Consider the following 22,441-nt stretch of genomic DNA (forward strand, 5'->3'; position numbering starts at 1 on the left):
CGCACGTCCCTGGCATTCCTTTCGGGGTTCCAGGGACATGCGACCGGGCCCGGGGCTCGGTGGGGCGGTGCTGCTACTCGGCGGCGTCCGCATCCTGCAGCGCCGCGGCCTTTTTCGCCCTCGACTTGCGGATCTTCAGCACGGCCCAGAGCACGACGAGCGCCGCGACCACCACGATCACGAGCTTCTGGAAGACGTCGGCGTAGGCCTCCACCACGTGCCAGTTCTCGCCCAGGTAGAACCCGGAGAGCACGAAGATGGAGTTCCAGATCAGCGACCCGGCCGCGGTCAGGCCCAGGAACTTGGCCTGGTTCATCTTGGTCACGCCGGCGGGGATGGAGATCAGCGAGCGGAAGATCGGGATCATCCGGCCGAAGAACACGGCCTTGGATCCGTTGCGGTCAAACCAGCCCTCGACCTTGTCCACGTCGTCCAGGTCCACCAACGGCAGCCAGCCGAAGATCGCCCGGGTGCGCGCCCGGCCCAGCGCCCGGCCGACCCAGTACAGCGCGTAGGCACCGAAGATCGACCCGATCGTGGTCCACAGCAACGCCTCGAACAGCGTGAAGGACCCGCGGCTGGCGGTGAATCCGGCCAAAGGCAGGATGACCTCGGAGGGCAGCGGCGGGAAGAGGTTCTCCAGCGCGATGGCCAGCGCGGCGCCGGGCGCCCCGATGACCTCCATCAGGTGCACCGCCCAGTCGGCGAATCGGGTGATCAGGCTTCCGCCGGAGGGGTCGGCGGTCGCGGCCTGTAGCGCAATCAAGGTAGTCATTGTGTTTCAGTGTCTCTTAAGGCCCTGAAGAATCGCTGGGGTCAACGCCCCGATGTGTCCAATGCCTCACGTGGCGGACCAGCGCAAGGGCCTCCCCGGAGCTGTCCGCGCAGGCGTTCACGGAGGGTGCACCTTCCGGAGCCGGCAGACTTGTTAGGCTGGCCCGATGGCACTCCAACGCACGAACCGTCCACCGGTCATTCGACTTTTTCCGGACCACGCCGACACCGTCCTGTGGCTCGGTGAACCCCTCGACTACTCCGACACGGCACTCGGTGCGCAGCTCGTGGCCGCGTTGCGCGCCTGGGAGCTCGCGTACTACGAATCCCTCGACGAGGACCAGGCCTTCCGCACCAAGGCGCACGCACGGGCCTACACCGCTGAAGGCAACCGACTGGCCGGGCTCCTGGCCGCGGAAGTGGGCAGCGGTTTTGCCGTCGAATTCCGCAGTTACGAGAAATGGTCCAGGCCGCGCTACTTCCATAGCCCGATGGACGCCGCGAATCCGGCGTCGGCCGCCTGTTTCGCCGCGCTGTGCGAAGCCGAGCAGGCCCGGGCCCTCGAACGTGCCTCCGTGGCCGAGGACGGAGGGTTGCGAGCCGTCGCCCCGCAGTCCGGCACGGAACTCGAGCCCTGTGAACGCCGGGGCTAGAAGCAGGCCCCACGCACCGGTGACCGGTGGAACCCGGAACACTAGCCGGGCGTACTCCCATCCGCGTGCCCCGGTCTCGCCGCCGGAACCGCGGGCTTCAAGACACGGGGATCCTGGCGCTGTCGGCCGCGGCGCTGGCCTCGATCGCGGCCAGCACGCGCTGGACCTCGAGCCCGTCGGCGAAGGACGGGGAGGCAGGGGTGCCGCCCTCGATGGCCAGCAGCAGGTCACGGACCTCGTGGATGAAGGTGTCGGCCCAGCCCAGCACGTGGCCGGTCGGCCACCAGCCCGCGAGATAGGGGTGTTCCGGCTCGGTGACCAGGATGGATTTGAACCCCTGCTCGCCGGTCGGGGCATCGGCGTCGCAGACCTGCAGGTGGTTCAGCGATTCCAGGTCGAAGGCCAGGGAGCCGCGCGAGCCGTAGGCCTCGATCCTGAAGGAGTTCTTGCGCCCGGTGGCCATGCGCGTGGCCTCCACCGTGGCCACCGCCCCGTTGTCCAGTTCCAGCGTCGACCAGGTCGCGTCGTCGACCGTGACGTCCTCCGTCCCCGCGGTGCCGGGGCGCCGGGTGACGAAGGTCCGGCTGGTGGCGGAGACCGAGCTGACATTCGCCCCGGTCAGGAAGCGGACCTGGTCCACCGCGTGGGAGCCCAGGTCCCCCAGGGCGCCGGACCCGGCTTCTTCCCTGCGCAGCCGCCAGCTCATGGGCGCGGCCTCGTCGACCAGCCAGTCCTGGTAGTAGCGGATGTTCAGCTGGCGCAGCTCGCCGAGCCGGCCCGCAGCCACCAGGTCCCGGGCCAGTGCGAGGGCCGGGACCCGGCGGTAGTTGAACCCGAGCATCGAGACCACCCCCGAGGCGGCCGCGGCGGCGGCCGCCCCGGCCATCGCCTGCGCCTCGGCCACGGTGTTGGCCAAGGGCTTTTCCACCAGCACGTGCTTTCCGTGTTCCAGGGCGAAGAGCGCGATCTGCGCGTGCAGCGCCCCGGGGGTGCAGATGTCGACGATGTCCACGTCGTCGCGCAGGATGCTCGCGCGCCAGTCGGTGCTTGATTCCTCCCATCCGTAGCGCCGTGCCGACTCCTCGAGCGATGCGGCATTGCGCCCGACCAGCACGCGCATGGCCACTTCCGGGGTCTCGAACGTCGCGTTGACATTGCGCCAGGCCTGCGAATGGGCCTTGCCCATGAACGAGTGGCCGATCACCGCCACGCCGAGGGCCGGGCTGGTTCTGGACATCAATTACTCCTAGGTGCGGTGCTGCCGGTGTGTGGTGCGGTGTTGCGTCGGTGCCTAGGACTCGAAGGCCGTCGGCAGGTACTTCTCGACGTTCTCCTTGGTCACCACTGCCGCGTACAGCACGATCTCGCGCGGGATCTCGATGTCCAGCAGGTCGCCGAGGGCCTTGTCCTGGGCCACGAGCCGGGCCACGCGCACGCCGTCGGCCGCCTGGTAGGCCGGGTAGACGGTGGTGGCCTTCACCACCGAGTCGCCGGACTGGATCTCGCGCATCATGTTGGCCGAGCCGCCGTTGCCGACCATAAAGAACTCGTCGCGGTCCGCGGCCTTGATGGCTGCCAGCACCCCGACGCCTTGGTCGTCGTCGTGGTTCCAGATGGCGTCGAGCTGCGGGGCGGCCTGCAAGAGGTTGGAGGCGGCCTTCTCGCCGGATTCCACGGTGAATTCCGCGGGCACCCTGTTGGAGACCTCCAGCCCGCACTTTTTCAGCGCGTCCTTGAAGCCGCGGCTGCGGTCCTGGGTCAGCGGCAGCGAGTCGATGCCGGGGATCTCGCCGATCTTGGCGTCCTTCTTGCCGTCGAGCTCCTTGCAGATGAAGTCCCCGGCCGAGACGCCCACGCCGTAGTTGTCGCCCAGCACGGTGACGCGGGAGGACTGGGCGGTGCTGAATTCGCGGTCGACATTGATGACCGGGATGCCCGCGTCCATGGCCTTCTGCGCCACCTGGGTCAGCGCGGCGCCGTCGAAGGGCAGCAGCACGATGGCGTCGACCTTGTCGTTGATCATGGTCTCGACCTGGCTGATCTGCACGCTGACGTCGTTGGTGCCCTCGGCGACCTTCAGCTCCACGTCCGGGTATTCCTTGGCGGTTTCCACCGCCAGGTCGGTCATCGCGGCCATGAAGCCGTGGTCGGCCGCCGGAACGGAGAAGCCGATGGTGACCTTCTTGCCTTCCTCGGCGTTGGAGCCGGCGGCGGCTGCGGCGGCCGGGGCGCCGGTGGTGGGCGCGGACTCGGCCGGGGCGTTGGAGACGCATGCGGTGAGCATGAACGCCGAGGTGGCCAGCAGGGCTGCGGCCCCGAGCATCTTCTTCGGGCTTGCGGTGGGCTTGAACATTGCTTCTCCTTTGAAACGGCGTGTGGTGCGGGTGTGGGTGGTGCGGGTCAGGTGCGGGACTGCCGGGCAGCCAGCTGGCGCTGGATCAGCACGGCGATCACGATGATGGCGCCTTTGGCGACGAGCTGGACCGAGAGCGAGAGGTTGTTCAGGGCGAAGATGTTGGTCAGCGTGGAGAAGATCAGCACGCCGAGCACGGTGCCGAAGATCGAGCCGCGGCCGCCGGTGAGCAGGGTGCCGCCGATGACCACCGCGGCGATCACGTCGAGTTCCAGCCCGGTGCCGTGGGTGGCGCTGCCGGTGGTGGTGCGGGCCATGAGCATGAACGCGCCGATGCCGGCGCAGAGCCCGGCGAGCGCGTAGATGGCCATGGTGTGGCGTTCGACCTTGATGCCGGCCAGGCGTGCGGCCTCCGGGTTGCCTCCGATGGCGAAGGTGCGCCGGCCGAAGGTGGTGCGGTTCAGCAGCACCCACCCGCCGATCGCCACGAGGATGAAGACCAGCACGATGACCGGGAGCCCGAAGAGGTTTCCGCCCACCGCCTCGAGGAATGGCTCGACGGTGATGATCTGGGTCTTCTTGTCGGAGATGATCTCCGCCAGCCCGCGGGCCGCGGCCATCATGGCCAGCGTGGTGATGAAGGAGACGACCTTGCCGTAGGCGATGAGGATGCCGTTGACCAGCCCCGCGGCGGCGCCCACCCCCATGGCGGTCAGCGCCATGAAGATCCAGGAGGTGGAATCGGCGAAGGCCTGCCCGGAGAGGGTCGTCGCCCAGACCGCCGAGAGCGCCAGGATCGCGCCGACCGACAGGTCGATGCCGGCGATGGTGATCACGAACGTGGCGCCGATGCTGACCACTCCGGTGACCGCGGCCAGACGCACGATGGTCATCACGTTGTTGGAGTCGGCGAACCTGTCCCCCGCGGTGACGGTGCCCAGCACCGCGAGCAGGACCAGGGCCAGGATCAGCCCCATGTTCCGGCGCAGGCCCGCATCCAGCAGCCATTTCATCGCGCTGCGCCGCGGAGGCAGGCTTGGCGCCGGTTTCAGCTCGGTTCGGGCCGAGGTGCTCATAGTGTGGTCCCTTCCATCACGAGGTCAAGAATCTGGTGTTCGCTCAATTCACTGGCCGGTGCCCGGTGCACGATCCGGTTCTCGGACACGACCAGCACCTCGTGGGACAGCCCGAGGACTTCCTCGAGTTCGCTGGAGACCACGACGATGGCGATGCCGGCGCGGGAAAGCCCGGCGATGAGGTTGTAGATTTCGCTGCGCGCCCCGACGTCGACGCCGCGGGAGGGTTCGTCCAGCAGCAGCACACGGCAGCCGTGGGAGAGCCAGCGCCCGAGCACGACCTTTTGCTGGTTGCCGCCCGAGAGCGTGCGGGCCTCGCGGGCGGGGTCGGCCGGGCGCAGTTCCAGGTTCCGCACCTGCTCCATGCTGGCCTGGTATTCGCGCCGCTGGCTGGTGAACCCGGCGGTGGCGTAGCGCCCGATGCTGGCCAGGGTGAAGTTGGCGACCAGCGTGTCATCGAGCAGCAGCGCCTGGCTCTTGCGCTCCTCGGGGCACAGCCCCATGCCGGCGTTCACCGCCGAGACCGTCGAGCCGGGGCGCAGCCTCTTGCCGTCGATGGCGACGGTTCCGGAGGCTGGCTTGGTGGTGCCGTAGATGGCGCCCAGGATCTCCGAGCGGCCCGAGCCGACCAGCCCGGCGAGCCCCAGCACCTCCCCGGCGCGCACGGAGAAGGAGATCGGGTCGTGCCCCGGGGCCACGACCAGGTCGGTGACGGCGAGGATTTCGGTGGCATCCGGCGCGGGTGCCGCCACCGGCGGGAAGACGCTGGTGATCGAGCGGCCGGTCATGAGCTTGATGAGCTCGACGTTCGGGGTTTCGGACACCGGGAGGTTCGAGGCCACGGCCCGGCCGTCCTTCAGGACGGTGATGCGGTCCCCGATCACGCGGATCTCCTCGAGCCGGTGCGAGATGTAGATGACCGCGACGCCGCTGGCGGTGAGCCTGCGGACGGTGTCGAAGAGGTTGCGCACCTCCTCGGAGTCCAGGACCGCCGAGGGCTCGTCCATGATGATCAGCCGCACCTCCCGGGACAGGGCCCGGGCCATGGAGACGATCTGCTGGCCGGCCGCGGAGAGTGCGCCGGCCTCGAGAAGGGGTGAGATCTCCGGGTGCCCGAGGCTGGCCAGCAGGCGCGCGGCCTCGAGCTGCTCGGCCCGGCGCGAGCTGAAGCCGCCGCGGGATTTCTCGTGGCCCAGGAAGATGTTCTCGGCCACGGTGAGGGATTCGACCAGGTCGAGCTCCTGGTACATGGTGCCGATGCCGGCCTTGATCGCATCGTCCGGGCTGGAGAAGCCCACCTCCATGCCGTCGAGCAGGATCTGGCCCTCGTTGGGCTGGTGGGCTCCGGCGAGCACCTTGATCAGCGTGGACTTGCCGGCTCCGTTTTGTCCCAGCAGGCAGTGGACCTCGCCCGCGGACACCTCGAAAGAGACGTCCTGCAGGGCGATGATGCCCGGGAACCGCTTTTCGATCCCCCGCATTTCGAGCAGGTGCGCACCCTGCGGGGCGGTGCCTGTGGCTTCGTCGTCGCTCATAGTGATGGACGTTACACGGACTTATGATTATTGTCGAGCAAAAGTTGCCAGACATTCGTCATTAGTCGCTTCCGCGACTACATCTTCTGCCCGATATGCTTCACTTGTCCCATGGCATTGTCGATGATTCCCCCCAAGCCACCCATCCCCGGCACGGGTGCCGGAGAGCTGTTCCAGTATCTGCGCGACGGGCGCCCCCGCACCCGTTCGGAGCTGGCCGGCCTCACCGGCCTCTCCCGTTCCACGATCGCCGCACGCGTCGACGCACTGCTGGACATCGGGCTCATCGGCGCCGTCGGCCCCGCCGTTTCCTCCGGCGGGCGCCCGCCCTCCACCTTCGCCTTCGCCCCGGACTCGCGCTCCGTGCTGGCCGCCGACCTTGGTGCGGCCCACGGCATCGTCGCGCTGACGGACCTGGCCGGAAACGTCATCGACCACCTGCGCGCCGACGTCGACATCACTGCCGGCCCGGTGCCGGTGCTCGACTGGGTGGTGCGCTGCTTCAGCGACTTGCTGAAGCGCAACGGACGCGACGCCGCGACGCTCTCGGGCATCGCCATCGGCGTCCCGGGCCCCGTCGAGCATTCCACCGGCCGGCCCACCAAGCCCCCGATCATGCCCGGCTGGAACGACTACGACATCCCCGGCACCATCCACCAGCACCTTCGACGTGCCGGTGCTGGTGGACAACGACGTGAACATCATGGCCCTGGGCGAGCAGTCCTTCAGCTGGCCGGACACCGAAAACCTGATCTTCGTCAAGGCCGCCACCGGCATCGGCGTCGGGATCATCAGCGGCGGCGAGCTGCAGCGCGGTGCCCAGGGCTCCGCCGGCGACCTGGGGCACGTCCAGGTCCCGGGAGGCGCGAACACCCCGTGCCGCTGCGGCAACACCGGCTGCCTCGAGGCACTGGCCGGTGGCCCGGCCGTGGCCAGGAACCTGGCCGGCTACGGCATCGAGGTGGCCACCGCCTCGGAGGTCGGGAAGCTGGCCGAGGCGAACAACACCGCGGCCATCGCGGTGCTGCGCCAGGCCGGGCGCGACATCGGCTCCGTCCTGGCGATGTGCGTGAACCTGCTCAACCCCTCGGTGATCGTGCTGGGCGGGCGGCTGGCCAACGCCGGCGAACACGTGATCGCCGGGGTCCGCGAGCTGGTCTACTTCCGCTCCACCCCGCTGGCCACCCAGCACCTGGTCATCGTCGGATCGGCCGCACGGGAAATGGCCGGGGTGCGCGGGGCGAGCATGCTGGTGGTCCAGCACGTGCTCTCGGCCGCCGCCGTCGACGAACTGGTCCAGCAGCACGGGGCCCCGCAGCCCACCGCCGCGGCGCGGTAGCCGCAGCGCCCCGGGCACCGGGCACCGGAACCACCCGAAACCACCCGCCGCACCGAACCATACCCACCACCCAGGGGCCGGAAACGGCCAGGCCACAGGAGATCACCGACATGACCGCCACCGGTTCAACCCACCCCGTCACCCTGTTCACCGGCCAATGGGCCGACCTGCCCTTCGAACAGGTGGCGGAGCATGCCGCCGCCTGGGGCTACGACGGCCTGGAGATCGCGGCCTCCGGCGACCACCTGGACCTGAAGCGGGCCGACGAGGATGACGCCTACGCCCGGTCGCGGCTGGAGATCCTGCAGCGCCACGGGCTGGCGGTCTACGCGATCTCCAACCACCTCACCGGCCAGGCGGTGTGCGACGACCCCATCGACTTCCGCCACCAGGCGCTGGTGCGCGACTACACGTGGGGCGACGGGGATCCGGAGGGGGTGCGCCAACGCGCCGCCGAGGACATGAAACGTGCCGCCCGGGTCGCCCGCAAGCTCGGGGTCGACACCGTCGTGGGATTCACCGGGTCAAAGATCTGGCCGTACGTGGCGCAGTTCCCGCCGGTCCCCGCCTCGGTCATCGACGCCGGCTACCAGGACTTCGCCGACCGCTGGAACCCGATCCTGGACGTGTTCGACGAGCAGGGTGTGCGCTTCGCCCACGAGGTACACCCCTCGGAGATCGCCTACGACTACCACTCCTCCGTCCGCGCCTTGGAGGCCATCGGGCACCGGGAGGCCTTCGGCTTCAACTGGGACCCCAGCCACATGATGTGGCAGAATATCGACCCGGTCGGGTTCATCTGGGACTTCAAGGAACGGATCTACCACGTGGACTGCAAGGACACCCGGATGCGCACCCCCAACGGGCGGGCCGGGGTGCTGGGCTCGCACCTGCCGTGGGGAGACCCGCGCCGCGGCTGGGACTTCGTCTCCACCGGGCACGGGGACGTGCCGTGGGAGGACGCGTTCCGGGCGCTGAAGTCGATCGGCTACACCGGGCCGATCTCCATCGAATGGGAGGACGCCGGCATGGACCGGCTGCACGGGGCCGGCCAGGCCGTGGAATTCGTCCGTTCGCTGCTGTGGAAGCTGCCCGAGGCCTCCTTCGACGCGGCCTTCAGCAACCAGGGCTAGCCGGTCCCGGGGCGCCCCGGTGGGCGCGCCGCCCGCGCCGGCCTATCGGTCGGTCTTGGCGACGCTGAGCAACAGCCCCGATTCCTCCAGCGCGGTGATCTGCGAATAGCCCGGGGGCATCGCCAGCAGGTCCCCGGTCCGCGCCTCCCAGGACTCGCCTCCCGAGTTCAGGCGGATCCGGCCGCTGAGCACCATGACCGTCGCCTCCCCCGGATTGATGTGCTCCTTCAGCTCGGTGCCGGCGGCCAGGCCGATGACCGTCTGGCGCAGCGTATGCTCGTGCCCGCCGAACACGGTGCTGGCCGCCCGCCCGCTCGAGACCGTGGCCGCGGTCTGCATCTGGGTGCGCGCGATGGCCGTCAACGAAAACTTTTTCATGTTCCTTCTTCCCCCGGCAATCTCTCCTGCCCAAGGATGGCCCGGGCGACCCGGGCCGGTCAAGGAAACATTTCCGGAACGCCCTGCGCGCCTGGCCCGGCCCGGCCCGGCGATCCATGGCCAATTCCCCGCTTCGGAGGTAGGTTGAAAGCAACCGCCGCGTATTTCCAGCGGCACGGCGAACCACAAACAACGGCACGGCGAGCGGGTCGGCCCACGGTGCCCCCGGGCCCCTCGTGCCGCGCAACCCGGCGTCGGGGCCCGGACCGACACCGGTGCATGTTCCGGGCACGATGCAGGGATTGGAGGTGGCGAGGGAACAAGGCACGCACCCGGCATCATCCACCGAGCACACAGCACCCGGCCTCCGGCACGGCGGCCGGCGGCATTCCCGAGAGGACCGCGCTTCCATGTCCAGCAACTCCTTCAATTCCCGCTCAACCCTTGACGTCGACGGGCAAAGCTACCAGATCCACCGCATCGACGCCGTCGAAAACTCCGCACGCCTGCCCTACAGCCTCAAGGTGCTGCTCGAAAACCTGCTGCGCAACGAGGACGGACGGCTGGTCACCAAGGACCAGATCAACGCGCTGGCTTCCTGGGACCCGGCCGCCGAGGCGGCAAACGAAATCCAGTACACCCCGGCCCGGGTGCTGATGCAGGACTTCACCGGGGTGCCCTGCGTGGTGGACCTGGTCGCCATGCGCGACGCGATGACCGCCCTGGGCGGGGACGCGAAAAAGGTCAATCCGCTGATCCCGGCCGAGCTGGTCATCGACCACTCGGTAATCGCCGACGTCTTCGCCCGCTCCGACGCCTTTTCCGTCAACGCCGACTATGAGTTCGCCCGCAACCAGGAGCGCTACCAGCTGCTGCGCTGGGCCCAACACTCCTTCGACGACTTCCTGGTGGTCCCACCGGACACCGGGATCTGCCACCAGGTCAACCTCGAATACCTCTCCCGCGTGGTGTTCACCCGCGAGGGACCCGACGGCACCGCCGCCTACCCGGATACGTTGGTGGGCACCGACTCGCACACCCCGATGGTCAACGGCCTGGGCGTGCTGGGCTGGGGCGTGGGCGGCATCGAGGCCGAGGCCGCGATGCTCGGCCAGCCCATGAGCCTGCTGATCCCGCAGGTCGTCGGGCTCAAGCTCACCGGCGAACTGGCCGAGGGCACCACCGCCACCGACCTGGTGCTCACCGTCGCGGAGCTGCTGCGCAAGATCCGCGTGGTGGGCAAGTTCGTGGACTTCTTCGGCCCCGGGGTCGCCAACGTCCCGCTGGCCACCCGCGCCACGCTGGGGAACATGTCCCCCGAATACGGCTCCACCGGTGCACTGTTCCCCATCGACGCCGAGACCCTTGACTACCTGCGGCTCACCGGACGTGCCGAGCACCAGGTCAAGCTGGTCGAGGCCTACGCCAAGGAACAGGGGCTCTGGCACGATCCAGAGCACGTGCCGGACTTCAGCCAGGTCGTCGAACTGGACCTGGGCACCGTGGTGCCCTCGCTGGCAGGGCCCAAGCGCCCGCAGGACCGCATCCCGCTGGCCGCGGCCCAGGGCGCGGTGCGCCGGCTGCTGGCCGGTGACACCCATGAGGAGGCCATCGCCGGAGGGCTGGACGACGCCTCGGCCGAATCCTTCCCCGCCAGCGACCCGGTGGCGATCAGCACCCGGATCGAACGCGACGAGCCGCCGCACAACTACGCCGACGAGGAACCGGCCATCACCTGGCCGTCCAAGCCCACCAAGATCCACCTCGGGGGCAACTCCGAGACCCTTGACCACGGCTCGGTCGTCATCGCGGCCATCACCTCCTGCACCAACACCTCCAACCCCACGGTGATGCTCGGGGCGGCGCTGCTGGCGAAGAAGGCGGTCGAGAAGGGGCTGCGCTCCAGGCCGTGGGTCAAGACCACCCTGGCCCCGGGCTCCCGCGTGGTCACCGACTACTACAACCGCTCCGGGCTGACCCCCTACCTGGAAACCCTGGGCTTCAACCTGGTCGGCTACGGCTGCACCACCTGCATCGGCAACTCCGGCCCGCTGATCCCGGAAATCAGCGAGGCGGTGAACTCCCACGACCTCTCGGTCGCCTCGGTGCTCTCGGGCAACAGGAACTTCGAGGGCCGGATCCACGGGGAGGTGAAAATGAACTTCCTGGCCTCCCCGCCGCTGGTCATCGCCTACGCGCTGGCCGGCTCGATGCACGTGGATCTGCTCAACGACTCCCTCGGCGAGGACACCGAGGGCAACCCGGTGTACCTGCGTGACATCTGGCCCACGAGCGCGGAAATCAAGGAGGTCGTCGACGCGAACCTCGAGGCCTCCATGTTCACCAAGGGGTACGCGGACGTCTACCACGGGGACGAGAACTGGCGCTCCATGCACATCCCGGAGGGTGACCAATTCGCCTGGGACGAGTCCTCCACCTATGTGCAGTCCCCGCCGTACTTCGACGGGGTGGGCCCGGAGCCCGAGCCCATCAAGGACATCTCCGGCGCCCGGGTGCTGGTGAACCTGGGCGATTCGGTCACCACCGACCACATCTCCCCGGCCGGCGCGATCCGCAAGGACTCCCCTGCCGGGAAGTACCTGCAGGAAAAGGGCGTGGCCCCGGCGGACTTCAACTCCTACGGCTCGCGGCGCGGCAACCACCACGTGATGATCCGCGGCACCTTCGCCAACGTGCGCCTGCGCAACAAGTTGGTCCCGGGCGTCGAGGGCGGCTTCACCCGGCATCTGCCGGGCACCGAGACCACGACCATCTTCGATGCCTCGAGCGCCTACCTGGCCGAGGGCACCCCGTTGGTGGTGCTGGCCGGATCCGACTACGGCTCCGGTTCCTCCCGGGACTGGGCGGCCAAGGGCACGCTGCTGCTGGGGGTCAAGGCCGTGCTGGCCACCTCCTACGAGCGGATCCACCGCTCCAACCTGATCGGCATGGGCGTGCTTCCGCTGCAGTTCCGCGACGGGGAAACCGCCGACTCCCTGGGCCTGACCGGCGAGGAAGTCTACTCGATCGCCGGGCTGGCGGGCACCGAGAAGCTGCCCGGCGAGGTCTCCGTGACCGTCCAGGACGGCGACGCCGCCCGTGAGATCACCATGGCCGTGCGCATCGACACCCCGGCCGAGGAGGCATACTACCGCCACGGCGGCATCCTGCAATACGTGTTGCGCCAGCTGCTCGACGCCTGAGCGGTATCTTCGGGCGGGCTTCCTTCATCGCGAAGGATGCCCGCCCGCGCCCCTGGCACCATCCGGCCGGCCGTAAGAACCCGCCGACTCCCCCGTCCGCCGCATGCCGGCTTCGCTGCACGCGGGCTGCTCGGCGAGCCGGGAGGCCCACGCACGGGCCACGGCAGACGGGTTCGACAAATGGAAGGACGTCCTGCCACAGCGCAACGACGACTGCCCGGAATCCATCCCGGTGCAACGCGCGGTTTCCCAAGCCATCGAGCAGTCGGCGTCGGGGATCCTGGCAAAAAAGATCGACCCCCACCTATATAGGTGGCTTGGGGAGCCCCCCGGTGTCGCGTGCAAGGCAACCAATGTATTTTTTCGGGTTGTGCGGTCTTGGTCATTGGTGGGAAACGAGCGGGTATCCAATCGGACGTCCGATCATGGTTTTGGGTGTATCGTTTAGCCCCCGCCATCACCGGGCTTTTTCTCGGGTAGGGTATACGGAACACCAGAAATTGAGTGATTCCAACAATGCAGGTCAACGTTCGATTTGCCCGTTTGGGGACCCCCTTACGGAACGCTGCAGAAGCCTTTTCCGGATACCCCCCTTACGGGAAACGACTGCCCCCGTGGCAATGAGACGCTCTTTCTGATGCCCAAAGCGAAGCAATGCCAGAGGTAACAGGCGCGACGAGGCTTCCACAATAATGCCGAGTTGCTCGTCGCGCCCACACTGTCACCGGTGACTCTACGACGGCATCCTGGGGGTTGCATCCTTGATCACCGTCTGGTCCTTCAGAGTGATGATGTAGGAAATCGCCGGAGCGGGTCCGCCGTTGCCCTCCACCTCGTCGCCAAAGGCCCTTCCCGGCCACCAAGCGGCGTATCGGCCGTCCTGTATGGTGGCTTCGACCAATTGGCCGTCGGGGGTCGTAATCGTTATGGCGGCCACGTCCTCCCCCACGTTCCCGTGGGTCAGGGCAATCTCGGGGCGATCACCGAACCCGAAGATGCTGCCACCGCGAAACTCCGCCATGCTTCCCTCGGAGAATTCCCCGGCAACCGGGAGGAAACCCTGGTCGCCGCCACCTTGGCTGACATCAATGTCGTTGGCTTTCGCGGCCCCGACAGGCAGGTGGGCCAAGCACATACCTGCCATGTGTTCTGTAGTGGTGTACAGCAAGACCACCCATTCACCCCGTCGTTCGGCAAGGTCCAATTGCGGGGAGGCCAGGTCCAGGCGGCCACGGCAGGCCGCATCGGCCACGGCCCTATCGGGGCTACTGATGGAACCCGGCACAGCGTTCCATGACGCATACGCCGCATCGTTGCCACCCGCCCCCGGTAGGAGCACCACGGTTGCGGTGATGGCAGCCACCGCGGCCAGGGCAAGTGGGGCCGCCATCCGACGTGCACGTCTGGATCGGCGTTTGCCGATAGCACCGATCGGGGCATTCCCGGTTTCCGGATCGCTCGCGAGAATTTGCTGCAATCTTGCATTTGCCCTGATCTGTCCGGCCTCGTCCAAATCGCCTTGGGGCGCAGAATCGAGGAGTCGAAATGCGTCTAGTTCCGCGTACTTGTTCTTATCCATGTCAGTCACTCCGTCATGAGGGGTTCGGCGAGAGGTGCCGGGAAGGGAGATGCGTCGAGTTCGCGGCGCAACGATTTGCGCGCACGATGAAGCCGGATGCGGTAGGCCGCCGAAGATATCCCGAGCACCTGGCCCGCCTGCGGCGAGGGAAGGTCTTCCCAAATGGCAAGGGCCAGGACTTCTTGGTCTTCGGGGCGCAGTCGTTGCCAGGCCGCGGCCAGGTCGATGCGTTGGTGCGTCAGGTCGGCTTCGGCGTCAGTGAAGGTCGGTGTCTGGGCCGCGACCCGGACCGCCAGTGCTCCTTGGCGCATCTGTCCGCGTTGGTTGTTGAGCAGGCAGTTGCGCGCGGTTGCAAACAGCCAGGCCCTGGCGTCGCCGGGCTTGGCCGGAAGGTCGTCCAAGCGCCGCCATGCGACCAGGAAAGCCTCATGGACGATGTCCTCAGCGTGGTCTGGACCGGCCCGGCGTTGGATAAACCGCAGAACATCGGTATAGGCCAGTTCATACAATCTGGAGAACCGTGCCTCCCGGTCCTGCTTCGTTTCTGGGGTGCTCATACCTATACATGTCCGTCCGGCCAGCGTTGTTACCCCGAGACGGGATCCAATTTTTGTGGACCCGGTCCATGCCCATGAGCGGGCCACGGACCGTTGACGAAACCGCTCATTCCCGAAGCCGGCGCACGCTGCAAGCCCAGGAATCCCACTGGTCAATATAGCCGGACCTCACCACGGTCCGAGAATCGGTATCGATGATATCCCTTACCTCGTCTGCAGATTTACTCTGGCGCTTTGCCGTCCCGTAGAGCGTCCAGCTTGCGGAACGTGCGCGTTGAACCCAAGAAACGAATTTCAGCTAATCGCAATCGCATCCTGGATTCGTGGGGTTTCCGGGGCATCGCGGTGGAAACCGCGCGGGCGATCAGGGTGCGGCGGGCCGAGTCGATATCGTGCAGGTGATGCTGCGGGGCGCCAAAGAAAGCCAGAGGTTTCGCGCCTCCCAGCAGATGCGCTTGACCTCCTGGGAAGTGCCGTCATCGTGTGGAACCGTCGTCAGCACGGAGACCCTGATATCGGTATAGTCCTGGTCCACGATTTCCCGAGTTCCAACAGATTCGACCGTTTCAACCTTTTCGATGCGGTTCACGATCCACTGCATTTTTTCTTCCTCGCTTAGCGACACAGCGGAAATCAATGTGCCCGTATGCCTCAGCGGCTCGGGGTTTTCCTTGGCCACGATCACGGCGAGTCCTGCCGATATGCCCACCGCCAAAAAGGCAATCCCCAGAAGCAGGGCGATCATTTTTAGGAACGCAATTGGCCTCGTCATCGCCTAAGCCTATTTCAATGGTCAGTGTTCAACAGGCTTTGACGGCGGTTGATGGCTTCGGGACCGCAGCGCTGCTTCGGAACCCCTTTCGTTCCGCAGAGGCATCGGCTATACATACGCGGGGCCCTGCCACCCGTGAGTTCGTGTCCGTTAACCTTCCCCTTACGGACGTGCCAGCGCAGTGCCGCCATCTTCGGATCTGAACACTGAACCGAAAGTCGCGTAACTACGGATGTAATTGAAAAATGAATCGATCATCGGGAGACCAAAGATGCAGGTCATCGCAACGGTAACCGCGTAGCCAAAGCTGCCCTTTTACTGCACGGAGGTAGAAACCTTTTGGATACTCATCGTCGTCGCTAAGCGTCGGGGCGGCCACTGTGTAAGAACCATCGGGTGCATGGCCTCGACTCATCAGGAGGTCTGTAGACGATTCCTGTTTGGCCATCGCTAGACGTAGATATGGGCCAGCGGTCGGAGGACAAAGTTTCAATCCGTGCGTTTGAGCCGCGTCGAATACTTGCGAAAGTGTTCCGCCATCTGGCAAGCCTAAATCACTCACGCTGCGTTCAACCACGCTAATAACGAGTTGCGTATTGGCATCGCAAAACACCGCATCGTCGAGCAAAATCTGTGCATGGACGTTGAGCTGTATCTGCTGCAAGCTGAGTGCGGCGATAAGGTCACACCGAGAAAGCCCACCAACCGCAACTTCAAGCGAACCGCCATCGGGACGAGTGTCTAAGTCATGCACACGTTCAGCTTATAGTGGGCGATTCGCACATAGCGTTCCTCTAACGGCGCCCACGCATGATTTCATCTGCGCCAGGCAGCCCGCCTACATCACGATGTGATGACGGTGGGCACCCCGAGGCTGACGATGTGGGAGATTCTGCAAATGAGACCTCGAATCGCCTTCGCTGGCCTCCTCATTGGGACGCTGGCAGTTTCTGGGTGTGTCAGGTCGTTTCCGGGCGATCAGAAGCTGCCTCAGGACCTTTTCAACGCGGCTCGCCAGTCAGAGCGAGCACCAGTTGGATTCCGAGACGATGTACGCCGAAAATCGTGCGGACAGGTGACGCTCGATCAGGGCGAACGGATTCCTGCTGATGCGGTCGACTGCGTGGATTCCGCAATAGGCCGTCTGGATGCGGAGCTCGCCGTCGTCTCTCTCACCATCGAAGGGGATCCGATTGTGGATTTCTATCGCACTTCAACAGGCGTTCCAGGGGTGGAAGTATTCACCGATGGTGAGTTCGACAGATATGGGTCGACGATGTGGATGCACCAGGATTGCCCACAAACGACCAGTCTCACATCGCTGCAGGGATGCCTTGAGATCTAGTCAAACAGGTTTCGTTTCGTACGCCCCGCTCCTCCAGCAGGAGGCTCGGCTTACGGGCGCACCAGATCTGTGCAGCGGACTTCGGACACTCAGCGCAGTCGCCTTCGGAAGATTCCACGGGTCAACGATTGACTTGCCCGTTTGGCGACCCCTAGCGGAACGCTCCGAAATTCCGAGCCGGACAAACCGATTGCGGGACGAAGAAACGGATTCGGCTACGAAGATGCGCGCTTCGTGGTTTCCCGACTGCAGCGGGCTGTCAAAGTCTCGCCAAACGCGATGATCTGTGCTCTTCTTAAGGCCAGCCCGTCAATTGAAACGTCCAGTTACTCGATGGAAAGGCCAAGATGATGAAACATCCCCTCAGAAGGTTGGCGCTTGTCGTGGCGGCAACTCTCGCGCTCGTCATGGGCGGTGCGTTGCCGGCACCGGCCGTCACGGGCGGCCAGCCGGACGGCAGCAATCACCCCAACGTCGGCCTGATCGTTTTCTACGACATGGCGGACGGCCTGCGGTATCGCTGCTCGGCGACCCTGATTTCACCGACTGTGCTGATCACAGCGGCGCACTGCACCGAGGGAACCGCCGGGGTGACGCTGGTGACCTTCGAATCAGTGATCGCGGAGGAACCACCGAGTCCGTTACCCGCGGCAGCGGATCCGGGAATCGGCTACACCCCTGCAGACCTCGAAGCGGCCGGTTATCTGTGGGGAACACCGATAGCGCATCCCGAATATTCGGATTTCACGGATATGGCCAACTGGAACGACGTGGGAATCATCGTGCTCGATGAGCCGGTCACCAACATCGCCCCGGCAGCGCTCACTCCGGTGAATTACCTGGACCGGTTCGGGCAGCCCGTTTTGAACCGGACGATCTTCGAGGTCGTCGGCTACGGCACCGAGGTGCGCAAGCCGGAGACCGGTCCGCAGAAGCCGCAGCCGATGTCCTACCCGTTGATCCGCCGCTACACCACATCTCCTGGACAGAAGCTCACTCCGCAGATCCTCCAGCTTCAAGGCAACCCCAACGATAACCGCGGCGGTGGCGGGACCTGCTTCGGAGACTCCGGTGGTCCTGTCTTCCTCAACGGCTATCTCGTGGCAGTGACCAGTTACACCTATACCTCGAACTGCCGTTACCTCGGTGGGTATCAGCGGGTGGACATCCCCGTGGTGCAGGATTGGCTGGCCCCTTACCTGTAACTGCCCCGCTGCGCAGGGCATGGGAGAAGCCTGATTTTCTGGCCACACCAGCACGAGGCGAATGTCTTGGTCATTGACCCAACCTGTCTGGTGAGGGTTCCCCTACGGACTGGCTCTGGGTGGCTTCCACTCGCCAGCTGCAGTCCAGTGGCCACCTGGCTCATCTCACCCCTGGCCTACGATATTTTCCGTTTTCTGCGTCGACCCGAAGGGAAGCCACTTAACTGCTGCCTAACTCATCCTGGTACCGCGTGACTTGAAAAATTCCGGTGCAGCAGCGCTGAAGGCCAATACACAGATGGCGAGGAACTCCGCGGATGCGAATTCCACGGAGTTCCTCGCTGTCTGCTTACCTGAATCAGCGCTTCAATACGGACTCTCGGGAAGGTACGCCAAGCGTCGAGTCGGAGGACTTGCGTGATTTCACCAGCATCACGACGAACAGGATAGCCAGCACATCAGCAATCATCAGCATGATGAATGAGGCATGAGCTGCCATCCACATCAAATTAGCATCCGGAAGCATCTGGGCGGGATCGATACCGGCGGATGTCTCCATTCGATCGATGGCTGAGCTGTCCGCGATTTGCCAGAGAACGAAAAATGCCACGACCGCAACATTTAGCCCCAGCAGGGTCAAGCCGCTGAGGACCGCCAGAATCTTCTTGATACTTTTTGACATTTGCACTCCTAGTTACAGCTGTTCCTGACGAAGCACCAGCAGCCCCGGTCGGGCAACTTTGAGTCCAAGCCGCATTATTCCTTATTTGGCGCACGCAAGCTCACAACATCGAAGTGGCAGTAGAACTGATTCTCCATTGATCTTGTGTCGGGATTTGGCCAACCGCTGCGCGGGGTCTTGTTCAGCGTTTCCGGTCAAGAAGCCCAGCGCGTTGCGGAGTGGATCGGTTTTAGTTCCAGTCCAACCAAATGACTCGTCGAAGCATGGGATGACAAGCCGGCGGATTGGGCGTGCTTCTTCCACGCTCCGGAACATAGATTGCTTCCGGGCTCGGAGGACCAACACCGGGACGAAGAGGATTGAAACGGCTACACCGGACACGGTGAATGACCTTGCCCGTTGTGCAAGACCACTCGCGGACCCCTACGGTGTCGACGGCCCGGATGCCTGAGAGTCTGGAGCGGCGCGGCTGATGACCACCAACGAGCCGAAGGGCCCGCGCGTTTTCGGCTCGTGTTGACGGAGGTGGTATGCAAGAATCTCACCTAAGCCGGCAGTCCGTCGGCGGGGGGATCAACTAGGGAGCACTGCACATGGGCGCATGGGATGTATCGGTCTTCGGGAATGACGACGCCGCCGACTTTGGGTACGAATTCGATGAGGCGAACACCGCAACCGAGGTCGCATCGGTGATCGAGGAGGCCCTGGACACGGTCCTTCGCTCCTCAGGCGAGGTGGAGGGCTCGGACGGGGCCACGGGATTGGCGGCCGCCGCACTGGTTGTCGCGTGGAGTGAACCGGAGCTGCTGGCTGAGGATGAAAACTACGCCCCCCAGCCCTGGCCACGCAGCACGGACCCCCTGCCCGAACACCTTGCCGCCAAGGCCGCGGCAGTGCTGGACCGCATGAAGGACCCTGAGGACAACGAGCTGGGTGAACTCTGGTCGGAATCGGGCCAATGGGAAGACTTCACCACGGAGCTCTCCCGCTGGCGCACGCGGCTCTCATAATCACCACTACCTCGGGCAACTCCCCCCATGCGCCCAAGAACAAGCCTTTCCCTTTGTCCCGGTTGGGATTCCCGTAGCGGATGCCTTGGCCGGGCAAAACGCTTCGAACCCGGGACCGCCGCCTCCGGAAAACGACATGGCAATCACCCCTCTGGGACATCCCTGGTAAGATCGCCCCCCTGCTTCCCACGTTTCACCAACCACGCCGCGGAAGCTGCATTCCTGCGCGCGCAAGCGGCAACCCGGACCACCGGCGCCGGCTCCGGAACCCATTGCGCAGGGCCTGAGAACCTGGGCATACTCGAGGAATGATCCGTTCCGTTGCGGTCTTGTCCGACATCCATGGGGTGCTTCCGGTGCTCGAGGCGATCCTGGCCGAGCCCGCGGTGGCGGCCGCCGACCTCATCGTCGTCACCGGGGACCACGCCGCCGGACCGCAACCCGTCGCGGTCCTGGACCGGCTGGCGGCCCTGGGGCAGCGGGCCGTGCTGGTGCGCGGCAATGCCGACCGCGAGCTGGCGGCCGTCGCCCGGGGCGCTTCGATCGAGGTTCCGGACGACGTCGTCCCGTGGGCGGCCGCCCAGCTGGGCCCGAAGCACATCACGATGCTGGAGCAGCTGCCGCATCCGGTCACCCTCGAGCTTGAGAGCTTTGGCCCCGTGGTGTTCTGCCACGGCACCCCGCGCGACGACGAGGAGGTCGTACTGGTGGACACCCGGCTGGAGCGCTGGGCCGAGGCCTTCGCCGAGCTGCCCGACGAGGTCCGGACCGTGGTCTGCGGGCACACGCACATGCCCTTCGTGCGGCTGGTCGACCGCCGCCTGGTGATCAACCCCGGCAGCGTGGGCATGCCCTATGGCCGGTCGGGCGGCAACTGGGCGCTGCTGAGCGAAGGCGCCGTGTCCCTGCACCGGAGCATCATCGACGTCGAGGAGACCATCGCCCAGGTGGTCGCGGGTTCGACGTACCCGGGGCGCCGGAAATGGGCCGAGTTCTTCATCCGTTCGGCCGCGAGCGACGCGGAGGCACTGGCGGTGTTCGGCCCGCGCGACGGGCGTACCCCTTAGGGCGGGGCCGCAGCAACCACCGGCCCGCTATGCGTGCACAATCGGTGGCGTGGCCGGGGGAAAACGGTAAGCTGGAATCACGGATGAAGACGTACATCTTTGTGGAATCGCCCGGGAAGGCGGAAACATCATGAGTATCGGCGCCGGAATTTTTCTTTTTGTCATTGGTGCGGTGATTCGCTTCGCACTGAACGTCGAGGTGGACTGGCTGGATCTGCCGCTGGTCGGGAACCTCTTGATGGGAGCCGGAGTCCTGGTCTTTGTGCTGGGGCTTGTCTTCGCCTTCCGCCGTCGCCGTACGGTTGCCACGCGCCGGACCGTGAACGGCGGCGGGGCCGACGGGATCACCAAGACCACCCGCGAGGTCGACGACACCAACCTCTAGGCGCCGCCGCACCGCCCTTGTAATCAGGAAACGACCCCGTGCGCGGTTCCTGTGCGGAGCCGCCGGCGGGGTCGTTTCTCTGGCCATGTCGAAGGAACCAATAGGACTATTCGAAATCCACCTGTCCGCGGCGCGGCGGAACCGGAGCGATGTGGTCGCCGGCAGCGGCCACCAGCTGGACTTCGTTCATCCGCGGTGCGGGTCCGTCGGCCGAATGCAGGATCCACGGCCCGACCATGAGGTAGGCGGCATCCCCTTCCGCGGCGGTGGCCACGCCGGTGACCACGAAGTCGCCATAGGGCGCCTGGGTGAATGCCGCAACCACCAGATCGCCGTGCGCGATCTTCCCGGCCGCAATCGGGGTCGGCTCGAAGTCACCCTCGAAGACCGCGGGAAAGGCCCTGACCCCCGCATCCGGTTGGCGCTGCCGCAGCGGCTCGCCGTCCGCGGACTTGGCCGCCTTCGCCGCGGCCGCGGCGTTCAACCCGCCGACCATCAGGTCGTCGAGCACTGTCAGGTGTGCCGCCCCGGTGACCAGGAAGTTGCCGTAACGCGCGTTCTTGAACAACACGGAGACCACCTCCTCGCTCTCCACCAGTGCGAAGGCGGCCTTCATGCCCGCAACATCCCGCTTTGACGGCCCCTTGATAAAGGTGTCCACCCCTGCTCCGTTCCCTCTGTGTACGTTTGTTGTGCTTCAATCCCGGGCGTCATCGCTGCCGGCCGGTGGTGGGTGCGGGCCCAGGCCGGGCCCGGACCCTACTTCGTGTCCTGCTCCGCCAGTGCCTTGATGATCTGCGGCAGCAGGCCGCGGAACGCGCGCCCGCGGTGGCTGATCGCGTTCTTTTCCTCGGCCGTCAGCTCCGCCACGGAGATTTCGTGGCCCTCGGGGCGCAGGATCGGGTCGTAGCCGAAGCCGCCGCTCCCGCGGCGTTCGTGCAGCAGCGTGCCGGCCAGGTGCCCCAGCTCCACCGCGACGTGGCCGCCCGGGGTCGCCAGGGCCGCGGCGCACACGAAGGAGGCGCCGCGGTGATCCTCGGCAATGTCGCCGAGCTGGGCCAGCAGCAGGTCGATGTTGGCCTCGTCGTCGCCGTGCTTCCCGGACCAGCGTGCCGAGAAGATCCCCGGGGCCCCGCCGAGCACGTCGACAGCCAGCCCGGAGTCGTCGGCGATGGCGACCAGGCCGGTGGCCTCGCACACCGCGCGGGCCTTGAGCAGGGCGTTGCCCTCGAAAGTCACCTGGTCCTCAACGACATCCGGGGCGCCGACGGCACCGGCATCGACGACCTGGGTGTCCACGTCCAGGCCCGGCACCTGCCCGCGCAGCAGCTCGCGCAACTCGCGCAGCTTGCCCTGGTTGTGGGTGGCCAGCACCAAACGCGGGGCGGCACCCAT

General features: G+C 66.0%; 24 protein-coding genes. 9 read left to right on the forward strand and 15 right to left on the reverse strand.

The window, feature by feature from the left end; translation table 11 throughout:
• Positions 1-73: 73 nt before the first annotated feature.
• Entirely contained in the window at positions 74-775 is a 702-nt protein-coding gene (locus FPY90_RS06165) for a DedA family protein (protein ID WP_498684509.1), read from the reverse strand.
• A 166-nt stretch (positions 776-941) separates the two neighbouring features.
• Here FPY90_RS06165 and FPY90_RS06170 point away from each other — a divergent pair, with 166 nt between their 5' ends.
• A complete protein-coding gene (locus tag FPY90_RS06170) occupies positions 942-1,427 on the forward strand; it encodes an immunity protein CdiI family protein (protein ID WP_498684510.1) in 486 nt (161 codons plus the stop codon).
• Between the two features lie 97 nt (positions 1,428-1,524).
• Here the strand turns inward: FPY90_RS06170 and FPY90_RS06175 are convergent, their stop codons facing one another.
• The 5 genes from FPY90_RS06175 to FPY90_RS06195 form a co-directional block, all read right to left on the reverse strand.
• Positions 1,525-2,664, reverse strand: a complete 1,140-nt coding sequence (locus FPY90_RS06175; RefSeq protein WP_498684512.1) for a Gfo/Idh/MocA family protein — start codon at positions 2,662-2,664, stop codon at positions 1,525-1,527.
• A 54-nt stretch (positions 2,665-2,718) separates the two neighbouring features.
• Positions 2,719-3,780: a substrate-binding domain-containing protein gene (locus FPY90_RS06180; RefSeq protein ID WP_498684514.1), complete on the reverse strand. Its 1,062-nt coding sequence runs from the start codon at positions 3,778-3,780 to the stop codon at positions 2,719-2,721.
• Between the two features lie 47 nt (positions 3,781-3,827).
• Positions 3,828-4,856, reverse strand: coding sequence for an ABC transporter permease (locus FPY90_RS06185; protein WP_498684516.1), 1,029 nt, complete (start codon positions 4,854-4,856; stop codon positions 3,828-3,830).
• On the reverse strand, positions 4,853-6,391 hold the full coding sequence (locus FPY90_RS06190) for a sugar ABC transporter ATP-binding protein (RefSeq protein WP_498684517.1): 1,539 nt from the start codon (positions 6,389-6,391) through the stop codon (positions 4,853-4,855). The genes FPY90_RS06185 and FPY90_RS06190 overlap by 4 nt, the downstream gene beginning before the upstream one ends.
• A 77-nt stretch (positions 6,392-6,468) precedes the next feature.
• Entirely contained in the window at positions 6,469-6,945 is a 477-nt protein-coding gene (locus FPY90_RS06195; protein WP_498684520.1) for a hypothetical protein, read from the reverse strand.
• Between the two features lie 116 nt (positions 6,946-7,061).
• Between FPY90_RS06195 and FPY90_RS06200 the strand changes: the two genes are divergently transcribed.
• Positions 7,062-7,730: an ROK family protein gene (locus tag FPY90_RS06200; protein ID WP_498684521.1), complete on the forward strand. Its 669-nt coding sequence runs from the start codon at positions 7,062-7,064 to the stop codon at positions 7,728-7,730.
• Positions 7,731-7,840: 110 nt separating this feature from the next.
• The gene (locus tag FPY90_RS06205; protein WP_498684523.1) at positions 7,841-8,863 is read left to right on the forward strand and encodes a sugar phosphate isomerase/epimerase family protein; all 1,023 of its coding nucleotides are present in this window, start codon (positions 7,841-7,843) and stop codon (positions 8,861-8,863) included.
• A gap of 42 nt (positions 8,864-8,905) precedes the next feature.
• Here the strand turns inward: FPY90_RS06205 and FPY90_RS06210 are convergent, their stop codons facing one another.
• Positions 8,906-9,241, reverse strand: a complete 336-nt coding sequence (locus tag FPY90_RS06210) for a cupin domain-containing protein (RefSeq protein WP_071213189.1) — start codon at positions 9,239-9,241, stop codon at positions 8,906-8,908.
• A gap of 410 nt (positions 9,242-9,651) precedes the next feature.
• On the opposite strand from FPY90_RS06210, the gene FPY90_RS06215 reads away from it, so the two are divergent.
• Positions 9,652-12,444, forward strand: a complete 2,793-nt coding sequence (locus tag FPY90_RS06215; protein WP_498684525.1) for an aconitate hydratase — start codon at positions 9,652-9,654, stop codon at positions 12,442-12,444.
• Positions 12,445-13,177: 733 nt separating this feature from the next.
• Here the strand turns inward: FPY90_RS06215 and FPY90_RS06220 are convergent.
• The 4 genes from FPY90_RS06220 to FPY90_RS06235 all read right to left on the reverse strand — a co-directional run bounded on the left by FPY90_RS06220 (position 13,178) and on the right by FPY90_RS06235 (position 16,106).
• Positions 13,178-14,023: a hypothetical protein gene (locus FPY90_RS06220; RefSeq protein ID WP_498684527.1), complete on the reverse strand. Its 846-nt coding sequence runs from the start codon at positions 14,021-14,023 to the stop codon at positions 13,178-13,180.
• Between the two features lie 5 nt (positions 14,024-14,028).
• Positions 14,029-14,580: an RNA polymerase sigma factor gene (locus FPY90_RS06225; RefSeq protein ID WP_498684529.1), complete on the reverse strand. Its 552-nt coding sequence runs from the start codon at positions 14,578-14,580 to the stop codon at positions 14,029-14,031.
• Between the two features lie 364 nt (positions 14,581-14,944).
• Positions 14,945-15,352 carry a hypothetical protein gene (locus FPY90_RS06230; protein ID WP_498684531.1) on the reverse strand — a complete coding sequence of 136 codons (408 nt, stop codon included), beginning with the start codon at positions 15,350-15,352 and terminating at the stop codon, positions 14,945-14,947.
• Between the two features lie 226 nt (positions 15,353-15,578).
• Positions 15,579-16,106, reverse strand: a complete 528-nt coding sequence (locus FPY90_RS06235; protein ID WP_498684532.1) for a hypothetical protein — start codon at positions 16,104-16,106, stop codon at positions 15,579-15,581.
• A gap of 321 nt (positions 16,107-16,427) precedes the next feature.
• Here FPY90_RS06235 and FPY90_RS06240 point away from each other — a divergent pair, with 321 nt between their 5' ends.
• On the forward strand, positions 16,428-16,697 hold the full coding sequence (locus FPY90_RS06240; protein WP_498684534.1) for a hypothetical protein: 270 nt from the start codon (positions 16,428-16,430) through the stop codon (positions 16,695-16,697).
• Positions 16,698-17,047: 350 nt separating this feature from the next.
• Positions 17,048-17,902 (forward strand): S1 family peptidase, encoded by an 855-nt coding sequence (locus FPY90_RS06245; protein ID WP_498684535.1) that lies wholly within the window; start codon positions 17,048-17,050, stop codon positions 17,900-17,902.
• 358 nt (positions 17,903-18,260) lie between these two features.
• Here the strand turns inward: FPY90_RS06245 and FPY90_RS06250 are convergent, their stop codons facing one another.
• Both FPY90_RS06250 and FPY90_RS06255 read right to left on the reverse strand, forming a co-directional pair.
• Positions 18,261-18,584, reverse strand: a complete 324-nt coding sequence (locus FPY90_RS06250; protein WP_498684537.1) for a hypothetical protein — start codon at positions 18,582-18,584, stop codon at positions 18,261-18,263.
• A 74-nt stretch (positions 18,585-18,658) separates the two neighbouring features.
• On the reverse strand, positions 18,659-18,721 hold the full coding sequence (locus FPY90_RS06255; protein ID WP_498685523.1) for a hypothetical protein: 63 nt from the start codon (positions 18,719-18,721) through the stop codon (positions 18,659-18,661).
• Positions 18,722-19,177: 456 nt separating this feature from the next.
• Here FPY90_RS06255 and FPY90_RS06260 point away from each other — a divergent pair, with 456 nt between their 5' ends.
• From FPY90_RS06260 to FPY90_RS06270, 3 genes are all read left to right on the forward strand, one after another.
• Positions 19,178-19,594, forward strand: a complete 417-nt coding sequence (locus FPY90_RS06260; RefSeq protein ID WP_498684538.1) for a DUF4259 domain-containing protein — start codon at positions 19,178-19,180, stop codon at positions 19,592-19,594.
• 308 nt (positions 19,595-19,902) lie between these two features.
• Entirely contained in the window at positions 19,903-20,661 is a 759-nt protein-coding gene (locus tag FPY90_RS06265; RefSeq protein WP_498684540.1) for a metallophosphoesterase family protein, read from the forward strand.
• A gap of 130 nt (positions 20,662-20,791) precedes the next feature.
• Entirely contained in the window at positions 20,792-21,046 is a 255-nt protein-coding gene (locus FPY90_RS06270; RefSeq protein WP_071213183.1) for a DUF6458 family protein, read from the forward strand.
• Positions 21,047-21,152: 106 nt separating this feature from the next.
• Here the strand turns inward: FPY90_RS06270 and FPY90_RS06275 are convergent, their stop codons facing one another.
• Together FPY90_RS06275 and rdgB are read right to left on the reverse strand one after the other, a co-directional pair.
• Positions 21,153-21,662, reverse strand: a complete 510-nt coding sequence (locus FPY90_RS06275; RefSeq protein WP_139194679.1) for a hypothetical protein — start codon at positions 21,660-21,662, stop codon at positions 21,153-21,155.
• A 143-nt stretch (positions 21,663-21,805) separates the two neighbouring features.
• On the reverse strand, positions 21,806-22,441 hold the full coding sequence (gene rdgB / locus FPY90_RS06280) for an RdgB/HAM1 family non-canonical purine NTP pyrophosphatase (protein WP_498684543.1): 636 nt from the start codon (positions 22,439-22,441) through the stop codon (positions 21,806-21,808).

It is taken from the genome of Arthrobacter sp. C2 (assembly GCA_024207135.1).
Lineage (GTDB): Bacteria > Actinomycetota > Actinomycetes > Actinomycetales > Micrococcaceae > Paeniglutamicibacter.

Bases quoted from the DNA above. Each gene is read 5' to 3' on its own strand.
- FPY90_RS06230 (WP_498684531.1), bottom strand. From the start codon at position 15,352: ATGACGAGGCCAATTGCGTTCCTAAAAATGATCGCCCTGCTTCTGGGG.
- FPY90_RS06260 (WP_498684538.1), top strand. From the start codon at position 19,178: ATGGGCGCATGGGATGTATCGGTCTTCGGGAATGACGACGCCGCCGAC.
- FPY90_RS06190 (WP_498684517.1), bottom strand. From the start codon at position 6,391: ATGAGCGACGACGAAGCCACAGGCACCGCCCCGCAGGGTGCGCACCTG.
- FPY90_RS06195 (WP_498684520.1), bottom strand. From the start codon at position 6,945: ATGCCCGAGAGCGTCGCGGCGTCGCGTCCGTTGCGCTTCAGCAAGTCG.
- FPY90_RS06185 (WP_498684516.1), bottom strand. From the start codon at position 4,856: ATGAGCACCTCGGCCCGAACCGAGCTGAAACCGGCGCCAAGCCTGCCT.
- FPY90_RS06205 (WP_498684523.1), top strand. From the start codon at position 7,841: ATGACCGCCACCGGTTCAACCCACCCCGTCACCCTGTTCACCGGCCAA.
- FPY90_RS06265 (WP_498684540.1), top strand. From the start codon at position 19,903: ATGATCCGTTCCGTTGCGGTCTTGTCCGACATCCATGGGGTGCTTCCG.
- rdgB (WP_498684543.1), bottom strand. From the start codon at position 22,441: ATGGGTGCCGCCCCGCGTTTGGTGCTGGCCACCCACAACCAGGGCAAG.
- FPY90_RS06170 (WP_498684510.1), top strand. From the start codon at position 942: ATGGCACTCCAACGCACGAACCGTCCACCGGTCATTCGACTTTTTCCG.
- FPY90_RS06225 (WP_498684529.1), bottom strand. From the start codon at position 14,580: ATGAGCACCCCAGAAACGAAGCAGGACCGGGAGGCACGGTTCTCCAGA.
- FPY90_RS06165 (WP_498684509.1), bottom strand. From the start codon at position 775: ATGACTACCTTGATTGCGCTACAGGCCGCGACCGCCGACCCCTCCGGC.
- FPY90_RS06270 (WP_071213183.1), top strand. From the start codon at position 20,792: ATGAGTATCGGCGCCGGAATTTTTCTTTTTGTCATTGGTGCGGTGATT.
- FPY90_RS06175 (WP_498684512.1), bottom strand. From the start codon at position 2,664: ATGTCCAGAACCAGCCCGGCCCTCGGCGTGGCGGTGATCGGCCACTCG.
- FPY90_RS06250 (WP_498684537.1), bottom strand. From the start codon at position 18,584: ATGTCAAAAAGTATCAAGAAGATTCTGGCGGTCCTCAGCGGCTTGACC.
- FPY90_RS06275 (WP_139194679.1), bottom strand. From the start codon at position 21,662: ATGAAGGCCGCCTTCGCACTGGTGGAGAGCGAGGAGGTGGTCTCCGTG.
- FPY90_RS06210 (WP_071213189.1), bottom strand. From the start codon at position 9,241: ATGAAAAAGTTTTCGTTGACGGCCATCGCGCGCACCCAGATGCAGACC.
- FPY90_RS06245 (WP_498684535.1), top strand. From the start codon at position 17,048: ATGAAACATCCCCTCAGAAGGTTGGCGCTTGTCGTGGCGGCAACTCTC.
- FPY90_RS06215 (WP_498684525.1), top strand. From the start codon at position 9,652: ATGTCCAGCAACTCCTTCAATTCCCGCTCAACCCTTGACGTCGACGGG.
- FPY90_RS06220 (WP_498684527.1), bottom strand. From the start codon at position 14,023: ATGGATAAGAACAAGTACGCGGAACTAGACGCATTTCGACTCCTCGAT.
- FPY90_RS06180 (WP_498684514.1), bottom strand. From the start codon at position 3,780: ATGTTCAAGCCCACCGCAAGCCCGAAGAAGATGCTCGGGGCCGCAGCC.